Origin of the sequence: Guyparkeria sp., assembly GCF_046540515.1 — a bacterium.
Taxonomy (GTDB): Bacteria; Pseudomonadota; Gammaproteobacteria; order Halothiobacillales; family Halothiobacillaceae; genus Guyparkeria.
The window spans coordinates 1-2,565 of sequence record NZ_JBKHFB010000120.1; the positions used below are offsets into that span (position 1 = coordinate 1).

3 protein-coding genes are annotated in these 2,565 nt (G+C 67.6%); all 3 read right to left on the minus strand.

The features are described from left to right. Nucleotides 1-105 precede the first annotated feature (105 nt). Nucleotides 106-768, minus strand: a complete 663-nt coding sequence (gene rnt / locus ACLFRM_RS09345) for a ribonuclease T (RefSeq protein WP_410755468.1) — start codon at nucleotides 766-768, stop codon at nucleotides 106-108. A gap of 7 nt (nucleotides 769-775) precedes the next feature. Beyond that, a complete protein-coding gene (gene folD, locus ACLFRM_RS09350) occupies nucleotides 776-1,636 on the minus strand; it encodes a bifunctional methylenetetrahydrofolate dehydrogenase/methenyltetrahydrofolate cyclohydrolase FolD (RefSeq protein WP_410755469.1) in 861 nt (286 codons plus the stop codon). 148 nt (nucleotides 1,637-1,784) lie between these two features. Further along, entirely contained in the window at nucleotides 1,785-2,546 is a 762-nt protein-coding gene (locus tag ACLFRM_RS09355; RefSeq protein ID WP_410755470.1) for an SDR family oxidoreductase, read from the minus strand. Between the last annotated feature and the right edge of the window lie 19 nt (nucleotides 2,547-2,565).

Here is a 2,565-nt window from a genome sequence, read left to right on the forward strand (position 1 = left end):
GCGCTATGTCATCGGTCCGGGCACGAGACGCGTGGGCTGGCGGGAAATGGCAATCGGCGGGGTCGGTGGACTGACGTCCTGCCGGCGGACGCCGGCCTGGGGATACTACTTGATCGGCTCGCGCACCCGCAGGGCCGCCCGACCGTTGTCGGTGGAGAGCCGGTTGGTGATGTGGCAGAACAGTTCGGCGGTCTTCTGCGCATCGTAGAGCGCACCGTGGGCGCGACTGTTGTCCCAGTCGAAACCGGCGGCGGTACAGGCCCTGGCGAGCACCGTTTCACCGACGGCCACCGCGGCGGCCGTGACCGTGTCGAGCGTCGAGAACGGGTGAAAGGGATTGCGCTTGTAGCCGGTGCGCTCGCAGGCGGCCTTGACCACGGCGAGGTCGAACGGCGCGTTGTGACCGACCAGGATGGCGCGGCGCGCATTGAGCGCCTTCACCTGGCGACGGATCGGGCGGAAGAAGGCGTCCAGGGCGGCACGCTCCTCCACCGCCTCGCGCTGGGGGTCGGACGGGTCGATACCGTGGATCTTGATCGAGACGGGGTCGACCACCGTCAGGGCACTGGGGTGCACCGAGACGGCGATCTCCTCGGTGGGGTACAACCGACCGTGCTCGTCGACATCGAGCAACACGGCCGCCAGTTCCAGCAGCGCGTGTCCCTGCGGGTCCAGCCCGCCGGTCTCCACGTCGACGACCACCGGCACGAAGCCGCGAAAGCGGCGCGCGACATTCCAGTCGGTCTGTTCGGCAGCGGCCTCGCTCATCGCACGCTCAATCGAGTCCCAGTCGACGCCGCCAGGACGTGACCGTGTTGTGCATCAGCATGGCGATGGTCATCGGTCCCACCCCGCCGGGGACCGGCGTGATGAAACCGGCCCGCTCGGCGGCCGCGTCGAAGTCGACGTCGCCGTGCAGGCTGCCGTCATCGCGGCGGTGGATACCCACGTCGATCACGATCGCGCCGTCCTTGATCCACTCGCCCCTGACCAGTCCCGGCTTGCCGGCGGCCACCACCACCAGGTCGGCACGCCGGACGTGCGCGGCCAGATCCTCGGTGAAGCGGTGGCAGACGGTCACGGTGGCGCCGGCGAGCAGCAGCTCGAGGGCCATGGGACGGCCGACGATGTTCGAGGCCCCGACGACGACGGCCTCCATGCCGTGCAGGTCGCGGCCGGTCTCCTCGAGCAGCCGCATCACGCCAAAGGGCGTGCAGGGACGCAGGCCGGGCTGGCGGATGGCCAGCCGACCGATGTTGGTGGGGTGAAAGCCGTCCACGTCCTTGTCCGCATCGATGCGCTCGATGATCGAATCGGCGCTCAGGTGCTCGGGTAGCGGCAGCTGCACCAGGATGCCATCGATACGCGGATCGTCGTTGAGCTCGTCGACCAGGGCATCGAGCTCGGCCTGGGTGACCGTCTCCTCCAGATCGTGCGAGAACGAGGCGATGCCGAGCTTGGCGCAGGCCTTGCGCTTGTTGGCGACGTAGACCGACGAGGCCGGGTCGTCGCCCACCTGCACCACCGCCAGTCCCGGCGGGCGGTGGCCGTTCTCGGTGAAGGCGGCGATGGTCTCGGCAAGGCCGGCGCGCACGGTGGCGCCGACGGCTCGCCCATCGAGGATTCTTGCAGTCATGGGGCGTGTCACATGCGGGGAAAGGTGCGATTGTCGCATGCGCCCCAGGGCGACTCAACGCCGCACCCTCGCGGATTCGCGCCAGACGACCCGTTCCTGTCCGCGACGGCGACACCCGCCGCTGGCAGACCGGCGGGCACCGAACGAATCAGTCTGCGTAGATCATCTTGCGTGTCATGCCACCATCGATCACGAAATTCTGCCCGGTCACGAACCCGGCCTCTTGCGACAACAGATAGGCCACCATGGACGCGACATCGTCGGGTCGACCCACGCGCCCGGCCGGGTGCTGCTGATGGTCCCTTGCGCCCAAGGCTTCCATTGACTGGCGCGTCGCGCGTTTCTGCCACCGGCTTACATCGATCCAGCCGGGGCTGATCGCATTGACTCGAACGGCCGGGCCCAGACTGATGGCCAGGGCGTGCGTCAGGGCGATGATGCCGCCCTTGCTGGCGGCATAGGCCTCGGTGTTCGCTTCGGACTGCAGAGCGCGGGTGGAGGCGATATTGACGATGCCGCCCCGGCTTTCGCGCAGATGGCGCACGGCATGCTTGCTGACCAGAAAGGGACCGGTCAGGTTGGTGTCGATCACCCGCTGCCACTCCGCCTGCTCGACCGACTCGACGTCACCCATGAACGGATCGGCCAGCGCCGCATTGTTGATCACGCCGTCCAGGCGACCGAACCAATCGACCGTTTGCCCGATGCTGTGCTCCACCGCCTGCTCATCGCGCACGTCCACCGGCAGGAAGCGCAGTGGGCCGATATCACCCATCTCCTCGATGCACTCGGCCCCCGCCTCCTCGTCGATATCGACAATCACGACCGAGCATCCCCGCTCCAGCAGATAGTGTGCGATCCCCTTGCCGATGCCCTGTGCACCACCGGTGACGTAGACAACCTGTGTCATCGAGTTTTCTGCCCTGGTT